This is a genomic window from Bacillus sp. SRL543 (assembly GCF_984799205.1).
In genome coordinates this window covers 1-10000 of the sequence record NZ_OZ481794.1, presented here as the reverse complement: position 1 = coordinate 10000, position 10000 = coordinate 1, and the positions used below count along the sequence as shown (strand labels likewise).

The 10000-nt window shown below is 48.4% G+C and carries 9 protein-coding genes (1 of these 9 cut by a window edge); 1 reads left to right on the top strand and 8 read right to left on the bottom strand.

Going from position 1 to position 10000, the window contains the following annotated elements; translation table 11 throughout:
- The 6 genes from AC4E8B_RS00045 to yaaA form a co-directional block, all read right to left on the bottom strand.
- Window positions 1-420, bottom strand: partial view of an HD-GYP domain-containing protein gene (locus AC4E8B_RS00045; RefSeq protein WP_490216289.1) — the start only. 678 nt of this gene lie to the left of the window's left edge; the window shows 420 of its 1098 coding nt (coding positions 1-420); it begins with the start codon at window positions 418-420; the stop codon falls past the left edge of the window.
- 81 nt (window positions 421-501) lie between these two features.
- A complete protein-coding gene (gene gyrA / locus AC4E8B_RS00040) occupies window positions 502-3036 on the bottom strand; it encodes a DNA gyrase subunit A (RefSeq protein WP_490216287.1) in 2535 nt (844 codons plus the stop codon).
- Window positions 3037-3356: 320 nt separating this feature from the next.
- Window positions 3357-5279 (bottom strand): DNA topoisomerase (ATP-hydrolyzing) subunit B, encoded by a 1923-nt coding sequence (gyrB, locus tag AC4E8B_RS00035; RefSeq protein ID WP_490219891.1) that lies wholly within the window; start codon window positions 5277-5279, stop codon window positions 3357-3359.
- Between the two features lie 141 nt (window positions 5280-5420).
- Entirely contained in the window at window positions 5421-5666 is a 246-nt protein-coding gene (gene remB, locus AC4E8B_RS00030; RefSeq protein WP_490216285.1) for an extracellular matrix regulator RemB, read from the bottom strand.
- Window positions 5667-5675: 9 nt separating this feature from the next.
- The gene (gene recF, locus AC4E8B_RS00025; RefSeq protein ID WP_490216283.1) at window positions 5676-6794 is read right to left on the bottom strand and encodes a DNA replication/repair protein RecF; all 1119 of its coding nucleotides are present in this window, start codon (window positions 6792-6794) and stop codon (window positions 5676-5678) included.
- A gap of 25 nt (window positions 6795-6819) precedes the next feature.
- Window positions 6820-7032: a S4 domain-containing protein YaaA gene (gene yaaA, locus AC4E8B_RS00020; RefSeq protein WP_490219890.1), complete on the bottom strand. Its 213-nt coding sequence runs from the start codon at window positions 7030-7032 to the stop codon at window positions 6820-6822.
- A 98-nt stretch (window positions 7033-7130) separates the two neighbouring features.
- Here yaaA and AC4E8B_RS00015 point away from each other — a divergent pair, with 98 nt between their 5' ends.
- Window positions 7131-7316 (top strand): hypothetical protein, encoded by a 186-nt coding sequence (locus AC4E8B_RS00015; RefSeq protein ID WP_490216281.1) that lies wholly within the window; start codon window positions 7131-7133, stop codon window positions 7314-7316.
- A gap of 15 nt (window positions 7317-7331) precedes the next feature.
- On the opposite strand, the gene dnaN is transcribed toward AC4E8B_RS00015, so the two are convergent.
- Window positions 7332-8468 (bottom strand): DNA polymerase III subunit beta, encoded by a 1137-nt coding sequence (gene dnaN, locus AC4E8B_RS00010; protein WP_490216279.1) that lies wholly within the window; start codon window positions 8466-8468, stop codon window positions 7332-7334.
- A 185-nt stretch (window positions 8469-8653) separates the two neighbouring features.
- Entirely contained in the window at window positions 8654-10000 is a 1347-nt protein-coding gene (gene dnaA / locus AC4E8B_RS00005) for a chromosomal replication initiator protein DnaA (protein WP_490216277.1), read from the bottom strand.

Genomic DNA, 10000 nt, shown 5'->3' with positions numbered 1-10000 from the left:
ATACAGCGAGAAGAGGTCTGCGGGATTGCTTTCCGAAGCCTCAATCAGCGGGATCAGAATGCTTCTGATCTTGGAGATATCTATCTGCATTCCTGACTGCCAGGCAATGAATTCCTTTTTAAAGCCCTGTACAGATCTCAGGAACAGATCCGCTCCCTTGAGAGAGCTGCCAGGCTGGCTCGATGGGCTGCTGTCCTTATCTTCCTCGGTACCCGTTCCATAAGGATAAAAAGGCATGCCGTCCGAGAGTGTTTTCTCTACTGCGGCATCATCGACGAAAAATGCCTTCATCACTTCAAGCAATTCTGTTGTCAGGACTGTTTTCTTCTTGATGATCGGACGGTTTGTCAGGCTGAAGATGTCTTCTGCCAGTATGCATCCTTCTTGCAGGTCATTTATATTTACACGCACAAGCTGCACCCCAATTAAGTCTTTTTTACTATTTTACTTTATTTTGCCAAAAAAGAGGAACACAAATTTGTGTTCCTCTCAATTGCTTCTTTATTCAGTTTCATCTTCGGATGGAGCTTCTGCTGTTTCAGCAGGAGTTTCGCTGTCCAGAATTCCTTCTTCATCAGCCAGGGCCTCTTCAAGCTTATCTTCTTCTTTTTCGACCTTGGCGACGGTTGCGACATATTCGCCTTCACTGTCATTGATGCGTATCAGCCTTACACCTTGTGTGTTCCGGCCCATTGTAGAGATATCGCCGACTGCCATGCGGATGAGTACGCCGCCTGTTGTAATCAGCATGATGTCTTCCTCACCTGTAACCACTTTGACAGCAACGAGCGTGCCGTTCTTATCAGTGATATTACCGGTTTTGATTCCTTTTCCGCCCCTGCCCTGGACGCGGTATTCCATTTCAGGAGTCCTCTTTCCATAGCCTTTCTTAGTGACCATGAGAATTTCTGAGTTTTCCTCGAGCACTTCCATCCCGACCACTTCATCATCGCTGTCAAGGGTGATTCCTTTGACACCGGTGGCTGTACGTCCCATTGATCTTACATCTGTTTCAGGGAAACGGATCATCTGGCCTTTTTTCGTGCCGATGATGATTTCCTTGCTGCCATCTGTAAGCCTGACGGAAATCAGCTCATCGCCTTCGCGAAGGTTCAGTGCAATCAGTCCGTTGTTGCGGATATTTCCGAATGATGTCAGCGGAGAGCGCTTGGAAATCCCTTCTTTGGTTGTAAAGAACAGGAACCACTCGTCCACAAATTCCTCAACCGGGATCACGGCATTCACCCATTCATCCTTATTGATGCCAAGAAGGTTGATGATCGGGATTCCTTTAGCGGTCCGGCTGAACTCAGGGATTTCATACCCTTTCGCCCGGTAGACTTTCCCTCTGTTTGTGAAGAACAGGAGGGTATTATGGGTGGAGGTTGTGATCAGGTGCTCCACAAAGTCATCCTCATTGGTTCCCATACCCTGGATGCCGCGGCCTCCGCGTTTCTGTGCGCGGTATGTCGATACAGGCAGACGCTTGACATATCCGTTGTGCGTAAGTGTGATGACAATGTTTTCACGCGGGATCAAGTCTTCGTCCTCAATCTGTTCGATCCCGCCGGAAACGATTTCCGTGCGGCGTTCATCGTTGAAACGCTCTTTGATTTCTGCAAGCTCTTCCCGGATGATTTCAAGCACTTTCTCTTCATCGGCCAGGATCGCCTGCAGCTCAGCGATTAATTGAACGAGGCTCTGGTACTCATCCTCGATCTTCTCACGCTCCAAACCGGTCAGGCGCTGAAGGCGCATGTCCAGGATTGCCTGGGCCTGCTTATCAGACAGGCTGAATTGCGTCATTAGCCCTTCCCTGGCAATCTCTGTTGTCTGGGAACTGCGGATCAATTTGATGACCTCATCTAGATGGTCAAGGGCAATGCGCAGGCCTTCAAGAATATGGGCCCTTGCCTGTGCCTTCCTCAGCTCGAACTCAGTTCTGCGCCGGATGACTACCTGCTGGTGGTCCAGATAGTACTGAAGGCATTGCTTTAGGTTCAGAACTTTCGGCTGCCCGTCAACAAGGGCGAGCATATTGATGCCAAAGCTCGTCTGAAGGGCAGTCAGCTTATAGAGATTGTTGAGAATGACACTGGCATTGGCATCCTTCCGGACTTCAATGACAATCCTCATGCCGTTGCGGTCAGATTCATCCCTTAAGTCAGTGATGCCGTCGATCTTTTTATCGCGGACAAGCTCGGCGATTTTTTCGATCAGCCTTGCTTTATTAACCTGGTAAGGAATTTCGTGGACGATGATCGTCTCTTTGCCGTTCGATTTTGTCTCGATATCCACCTTTGCCCGAAGCGTGATGGAGCCGCGGCCAGTTTCATAGGCCTTGCGGATTCCGCTCCGGCCAAGGATCATACCGGCTGTCGGGAAGTCAGGGCCCGGAATGATTTCCATTAGCTCCTGGATGGTGATATCAGGTTCATGGCTTACCGCCAGGACGCCATCAATGACTTCTCCAAGCTGGTGCGGAGGGATATTGGTTGCCATCCCTACGGCAATTCCGGTAGTTCCGTTCACAAGCAGGTTCGGGAACCTGGCAGGAAGGACAACCGGCTCTCTCTCTTCGCCATCATAGTTATCCTGATAATCGATGGTATCTTTATTGATATCCCGGAGAAGCTCCATGGAAATCTTAGACATCCTGGATTCTGTATAACGCATTGCTGCCGCTGCATCGCCATCGACAGAACCGAAGTTGCCGTGCCCATCTACGAGCATATAGCGGTAGTTGAAATTCTGCGCCATCCGGACCATCGTTTCATATACGGCAGAGTCGCCGTGCGGATGGTATTTACCGATAACATCGCCGACAATACGGGCAGACTTTTTATAAGGCTTGTCTGAATGCATGCCAAGATCGTGCATCGCATATAAAATACGGCGGTGGACCGGCTTCAGTCCGTCGCGGACATCCGGCAGCGCCCTTGAGACGATGACACTCATGGCATAGTCAAGAAATGAAGACCTCATTTCCTGGCTTATATTTATTTCTGTTACACGGGAACTAGGCGTCTCAGCCATAGCAGGTACCTCCTTGTAAGAAAAGCGCAAACGTCCTCCCCAATCCCGGCAGACACAAGGCAACCTCACAGAAAGGCATCTTTTGCCTTAGGGAGGACTGGCTTGCAGCCATGAGAGAGCAGGCGCTGCTGCTAGACATTATCGTCATTCACTTTATAAACGTATATAGAAAACGCTGCGCACTCTCCCGCTCCCTTGATAAGGATTCGGAAGGGCCTCCGTTTTCCCGGCCCCCTTCCGGAAATTTTCATAAGGCACCGGAAAAAGAGCCATTATATAAAAAGCAGGATAGAGGGCGTTATTCTATCCTGTCCTGAAAACTAAATGTCGAGATTTTTTACGTAGACCGCATTTTCCTCGATGAATTGCCTGCGCGGTTCTACTTTATCGCCCATAAGGATTTCAAAGGTTTCATCCGCTTCGATCGCATCTTCAAGGCTTACCTGAAGGAGCGTCCTTGTGCCGGGATCCATGGTTGTTTCCCACAGCTGGTCAGGATTCATTTCCCCAAGACCTTTGTAGCGCTGGATATTCGGCTTCGGAGTTTTCGGAAGCTCTTCGAAGATCTTATCAAGCTGCTTGTCATTGTAGGCATATTCCACCCGCTTGCCCTGCTGTACCTTATAAAGCGGCGGCTGGGCGATATAGATGTAGCCTGCTTCAATGATCTGCCTCATATAGCGGTAGAAGAACGTCAGCAGCAGTGTGCGGATATGGGCCCCGTCAACATCTGCATCGGTCATGATGACAATTTTATGATAGCGTGCCTTGGCAATATCGAAGTCATCGCCGATCCCTGTCCCTGAGGCCGTTATAATGGCGCGGACCTCGTTATTGGAGAGGATCTTATCCAGGCGGGCTTTTTCTACATTGAGGATTTTACCCCTCAAAGGAAGGATGGCCTGGAAGTGGCGGTCACGTCCCTGCTTGGCGGATCCGCCGGCAGAGTCACCCTCAACGATATACAGTTCGCTGATGGAAGGATCTTTGGAAGAGCAGTCTGCCAATTTCCCTGGCAGGCTTGAGACCTCGAGGGCACTCTTCCTTCTCGTCAGCTCACGGGCTTTTTTCGCAGCGAGCCTGGCCCTTGCGGCCATCAGCCCTTTGTCTACAACCTTACGGGCAACCTGAGGGTTTTCCATCAGGAATTTCTCAAAATGATCGGAGAAGGACGTATCAGTGACTGTCCTTACTTCAGAGTTGCCAAGCTTTGTTTTCGTCTGCCCCTCGAATTGGGGATCAGGGTGCTTGATTGAAACGATGGCGGTAAGCCCTTCGCGGACGTCCTCGCCTGACAGATTGGCGTCGTTATCTTTGAATACGCCATTTTTCCTGGCATAGTCATTGATCACCCTGGTCAGAGCTGTCTTGAAGCCGGACTCGTGGGTTCCGCCTTCATATGTGTGGATGTTATTGGCGTAAGAATAAATATTGCCTGTAAAGCCGTCATTGTACTGGATGGCAACCTCGACAGTGATGCCTTCTTTTTCGCCTTCGATATAGATCGGCTCTTCATGGAGGACTTCCTTCGTCCTGTTCAGATGCTCAACATAGGACTTGATTCCGCCTTCGTAGCAATATTCGCCTTTTTTATTTTCAACGCGCTTGTCTTCGATTGTGATTTTCAGGCCGCGGTTCAGGAAGGCGAGCTCCCGGATCCGGTTTGCCAGTATCTCATACTCATATTCAAGCGTCTCAGTGAAGATTTCGGGATCCGGCTTGAAGTGGATGGTCGTGCCAGTTTCCTCTGCCTCGCCAATCACCTTCAAGTCCTCAGCAGGGACGCCGCGCTCGAACTTCTGGTAATGGAGCTTGCCGTCACGGCGGACAAATACTTCAAGCTCGGTCGAAAGGGCGTTGACCACAGAGGCACCGACACCGTGCAGACCGCCGGACACCTTGTAGCCGCCGCCGCCGAATTTCCCGCCGGCGTGCAGGACGGTCATGATGACCTCGACTGCCGGGCGGCCCATCTTCTCATGGATGCCGACCGGGATTCCGCGTCCGTCATCCACTACCGTGATGCTGTTATCTTTTTCAATGATGACATTGATTTCTGAACAATATCCGGCCAGGGCTTCATCTATACTGTTATCAACGATTTCCCAGACTAGATGGTGCAACCCTTTGCCGCTTGTTGAACCGATATACATCCCCGGACGTTTCCGGACTGCTTCGAGCCCCTCCAGAACCTGTATCTGATTCTCATCATACGATTGCTCCTGAATAGCCTTTTCCTCCATTGACACATCGATCACCTACACTTTCCATTTGCATTACTCGATTGCATAGTAAAAATCTATAAGAAAACCTGAAATGGCTGCCAGGTCCGTCTTCCCGCCTTTTTAGGCGGCATCAGGACTCAGCGCTTCAAGTTGATATTTTTAAAATTCCTGAACAGTTAATTTATAAGAGCGTTTCTTCAATGTTCCGGAGGCTAGGGGGGAATAATAGACTTTATCGCCAGTGACTACGATAGACTTGAAGGATCCTTTGGAGAGGTTGACAACCTGGTTGTGCTGCTGAAGGAACTCTTCAATGTATTTGGATGAGCTGACGCTTTGTTTGTCAATGATGGCGATAATATCCCTTGTTCTGACAAGAATGTCTTCTCCTATGTGGACGTACACAGAATCACCTCACTGGATTTTTTTCAGCGTACCTGACTCCACCTCGAATGCTGCTGCCTCTTTCAGGGTCTGGTGGTCGATCCCGTCGACGCTGGTCGTCGTTACAAAGGTCTGCACCTTGCCCTGGATTGTGTTAAGCAGATGGGACTGCCTGTAATCATCCAGCTCTGACAGTACATCATCAAGCAGGAGAATGGGGTATTCGCCGATTTCAGAGTGGATCAGCTCGATCTCCGCCAGCTTCAGCGAAAGGGCGGTCGTCCGCTGCTGGCCCTGGGAACCGAATGTCTGGACATCCCTGCCATTGACGTAAAAAGCAAGATCGTCCCGGTGGGGGCCGAACATAGTGACTCCCCGGTCGATTTCCCGGCCTCTGACTTTTTCAAATTTTTCCTGATATATCTCTATCATTTTCGACAAGTCCTGGCCATCTGATACATCGGCAGACGGCTTATACTCAATCTTTAGGGTCTCAAGGCCCCTGGATATCCCCTCATGGATCGGCAATGCCCATTTTTGGAGGAGCTTCAGGAAGTCGAAGCGCTTCGCCACAATTTTTGCCGCCATCTGGATGAACTGCTCCGTCAGGATTTCCAGCATAGCCTGATCGGTCTGCTTCCTTGTCTGCAGAAGCTTCAGGTAGTGGTTCCGCTGCTGGAGGATTTTATTGTATTGGCCGACATCATGCAAATAAACCGGCGATACCTGGCCGATTTCCATATCAATAAAGCGGCGCCTGACCTGGGGGCTCCCTTTGACAAGGTGGAGATCCTCAGGGGCAAACATCACTACATTCATATTCCCGACATATTGGCTCAATCTCTGCTGCTCAATATGATTGCACTTCGCCTTTTTTCCTTTTTTGGAAATGACAAGCTGCATCGGCAAAGGCCCGTGATTTTTGCGGACCCTTCCTTCTATTTTAGCATAATCCTCATCCCACCGTATAAGTTCTTTATCATTTGATGTCCGGTGGGATTTCGCCATTGCCAGCACATAAATCGACTCCATGACATTCGTCTTGCCCTGGGCATTCTGGCCGATTATGACATTCACTTTATCTTCAAACTGAACCTCAAGCGATTCATAGTTCCGGTAATTCCTTAAGAGCAACTGCTCAATAAACATAGGCCATACATCCTTTTAGCATCTGCTACTCTGTCACCCGGAAAGCGCCGATGCCCGGTATTTCCACCTTGTCGCCGGAACGGAGCTTCCTTCCCCGCCTTTGATCCTGCTCATCATTAACAAATACTTCATATTCACTTAAAAACCATTTAGCCATGCCGCCGGTCTGGATAAGATCGGCCACCTGGAGGAACTGGCCCAGTGTGATATATTCCGTTGTGATCTGGATATCAGTCATTTGATCCACTCTTTCATTTTTCCAACCCTGCTCGTATATGCGGTCCGGAAATTATTTTAAAGCGTGATCCCGGACATATAGTTCCGGAGAATTCTGAGATGAAGAAAGAAGGCACATTGAAAGGAATTCCAGTTTGTCCGATTCTTTCCCAATACTTTATTTTACTAAAAAATCGCACCATTTACAAAGAAAAGAGGAAATTTTTATGTGCCAGTTACTGGTGCCCTATTTTCCGCCAAAGCAAAAAAACCGCCGTAAAGGCAGTTTTTTCGCAATGCGCATGAATTTAGCGCTGGTTATTAATAAGTCCTTACCGGCAGAATCAGCTGGAGGATCGATTCATCATTCATCGGGCGGATGACGAACGGCCTCATCGCTCCTGTGAAGCTGACTTTGATTTCGGTTCCTTCAAGGGCCTTCAAGGCATCCATCATATATTTTGCACTGAAGGAAATCTTCAAGTCTTCTCCCTCTATGAACTGGCTTTGTACTTCCTCCACTACTTTTCCAATTTCCGGCGTATTGGAGGATATTTCAACCACTCCGTCCTCGATGGTAGAGAACTTTACGACATTGTTTCTTCCTTCCCTTGCCAGGAGAGATGCACGGTCGATGGCTTGAAGGAATTCCTTTGTCTGCACGCCGATTTCCGTTTTGCTTTCGTTCGGGATCAGTCTTGTTGTATCAGGGTAGTTCCCTTCAAGCAGCCTGGAGAAGAATAAAAGATTCTCAGCCTTGAAGAGCACCTGGTTTTCTGTAATGACAATATCGATCAGCTCATTATTGTCATCAAGGATTTTGCTCAGTTCGCTCAAGCTTTTTCCCGGAATGACCACATTATATGATTCATTTGCTTCTGTTTCGACCTTTGCTTTCCTTAGCGCAAGCCTGTGGCTGTCTGTTGCAATACAGGTCAGCTCAGCATCTTCCACCTTCCAGTTTACACCTGTCAAGATAGGGCGTGTTTCTGAGGTGGACACTGCAAAAACTGTCTGGCGGACCATTGCCTTCAGGAGGTCTGTCGGGATCCGGAAGATCTTCTCTTCAGACAGCTGCGGCAGATGCGGATATTCTTCAGCATCCAGGCCGTTCAGATTGAATTCTGATTTGCCCGAACGGATCACCGTTTGCAGGTGATTCTGGACATCGATCTCGACTTTGTCTGTCGGCAGCTTTTTCACGATTTCACTGAAAAACTTGGCCTGCAGTACGATGGAACCGGTTCTTGAGATTTCAACGATTTCATTGCCATCGGATTCTTTCGGGATGAAAGATTCAATAGAAATATCGGAATCGCTCCCTGTTAAGGTGACCCCTTCCTCTGAAGCGACAATTTTTATTCCTGTTAGGATCGGGATCGTCGTTCTGCTTGTCACGGCTTTCATGACATCCTGGACACTCTGGACTAATGAATCGCGCTGAATTTGAAATTTCATTTTTATCCTCCGGATTGGCATATTTTTTTACTGGCTGAATATATATATATATTTTATTTAAAAAAATAGTAATAGTACTAGTAGGGCCTGTTAATATGTGGATAACTCCAATTTTCAAAGGAAACACAGCCTATCCACATGTGGACAGACTGTGTGCAAAGTGATGAAAGTTATTCACATTTTACCTAAACTTTCAACAGCTCATTCAATTCCTTCAGCTGCTTCTGAAGCTGCGCATCTGTCTGGAGCAGCTTTGAAATCTTCTCATGGGCATGGATCACGGTCGTGTGGTCGCGCCCGCCGAATTCCTCGCCGATTTTAGGCAGGGAGAAATCTGTCAGCTCCCTGGAGAGGTACATCGCAATCTGCCGCGGGAAGGCAACAGACTTGGTTCTTTTCTTTGCCTTGAAATCCTCGAGTTTAACACTGTAATGCTCCCCGACCGTTTTCTGGATTTCATGGATCGTGATCACCTTCGGCTTCGAGCTTGGGATGATGTCCCTTAATGCTTCTGCTGCAAGATCAGCGTTGATATCCTTATTGATTAAAGAAGAATAAGCTACTACGCGTATAAGTGCACCTTCGAGTTCCCGGATATTTGAATCGATCTGATTGGCAATATAAAGCATGACTTCGTTCGGGATATCGAGCCCTTCTGCCTTGGCCTTTTTTCGCAGGATCGCAATCCTCGTTTCAAGGTCTGGAGGGGTGATATCCGTTATGAGCCCCCACTCAAACCGGGAGCGGAGACGGTCTTCAAGCGTAGGGATCTCTTTAGGAGGCCTGTCGCTGGAAATGACAATCTGCTTGCTTTCTTCATGAAGTGTATTGAATGTATGGAAGAATTCTTCCTGGGTCTGTTCTTTTCCGGCCAGGAATTGAATATCGTCAATTAAGAGAACATCGACATTTCGATATTTATTGCGGAAATCGACAGCTTTGTTGTCGCGGATGCTGTTGATGAATTCGTTCGTAAATTTCTCGGAAGACAAATAAACCACTTTAGCAGCTGGATTATGATCTTGTACATAATGGCCGATTGCATGCATAAGGTGGGTTTTTCCCAGTCCGACTCCCCCGTATATGAACAGCGGGTTGTAAGCTTTGGCGGGCGCTTCGGCTACTGCCAGTGAAGCGGCGTGGGCAAAGCGGTTTCCGGAGCCGATGACAAATGTATCAAAGGTATATTTAGGATTGAGCATATTCAAGGGAAGTTCAGGCTGGTCATCATCCTTTTTCCCTTTTTTCGGCGGGACCGGAAGATCAACTTCTTCTTCGCCCTGGTTCTGCGGAATAATGAATTTAACCGCCAGTTCCTCTCCTGTTATATCGTAGAGGATTCCGGAAATCAGCTGCGAGTATCGTTCTTCCAGCCAATCGCGTGCAAACTCATTCGGCGCCGTAATGATGAGCAGGTCTCCCTGGAGAGAATGTGCCTTGGTCGATTTCAGCCATGTGTCAAAGCTTGGCTTGCTGATTTTTTTTTCGATATTGGCCAGAGCATTATTCCAAAGATCCGCAATGTTTTCCAA

Excerpts from the sequence above, each read along its gene's own strand:
- gyrA (WP_490216287.1), bottom strand. The coding sequence starts at position 3,036 with ATGGCTGAGACGCCTAGTTCCCGTGTAACAGAAATAAATATAAGCCAG.
- gyrB (WP_490219891.1), bottom strand. The coding sequence starts at position 5,279 with ATGGAGGAAAAGGCTATTCAGGAGCAATCGTATGATGAGAATCAGATA.
- recF (WP_490216283.1), bottom strand. The coding sequence starts at position 6,794 with ATGTTTATTGAGCAGTTGCTCTTAAGGAATTACCGGAACTATGAATCG.
- yaaA (WP_490219890.1), bottom strand. The coding sequence starts at position 7,032 with ATGACTGATATCCAGATCACAACGGAATATATCACACTGGGCCAGTTC.
- AC4E8B_RS00015 (WP_490216281.1), top strand. The coding sequence starts at position 7,131 with ATGAAGAAAGAAGGCACATTGAAAGGAATTCCAGTTTGTCCGATTCTT.
- dnaN (WP_490216279.1), bottom strand. The coding sequence starts at position 8,468 with ATGAAATTTCAAATTCAGCGCGATTCATTAGTCCAGAGTGTCCAGGAT.